Origin of the sequence: Leuconostoc sp. S50 (genome assembly GCF_016624925.1) — a bacterium.
GTDB classification, from domain to species: domain Bacteria; phylum Bacillota; class Bacilli; order Lactobacillales; family Lactobacillaceae; genus Leuconostoc; species Leuconostoc pseudomesenteroides.
On the sequence record NZ_JACVUE010000031.1, the window covers coordinates 1 to 397 of the forward strand.

The following is a 397-nucleotide window of genomic DNA, read 5'->3' on the forward strand; positions in this document are numbered from 1 at the left end:
TGATACTGTTTTGAAATCGTAAACCGCATCACGTGTGATCATATCTGCACGACCAGTAGCGTTAAAATGTAAATCGTCCATATCAACAATTTCATCAATTGATACTTCAAATTGTGCTAAACCACCTTGTGATACTTTCAGTACGTAATTACGTAGCTTATTACCAACGGTAATGGCGTCTTTGTAGGTTGATTTAAATTGACCTTTAGTCTTACCAGTTGATGAGATAATAGCCTTCTTGTCATCATCTGTGAATCCTTGTAACATTCTTCGACCCTCTGCTAGGTTGTGAACAATGTTCCCATAATGCAAAGCGTCGTTGTTGCCTTCCCACCAATTGTTGATGCCTAGATAATCTTCTAAGGCACGCAATGGGTTTTTGTTAAACTTCAATGCC

General features: G+C 38.5%; 1 protein-coding gene. It reads right to left on the bottom strand.

Going from position 1 to position 397, the window contains the following annotated elements; translation table 11 throughout:
- Nucleotides 1-397, bottom strand: a 397-nt coding sequence (locus IAE53_RS11260; RefSeq protein ID WP_200554239.1) for a PD-(D/E)XK nuclease-like domain-containing protein, incomplete at both ends; no start/stop codon positions are given.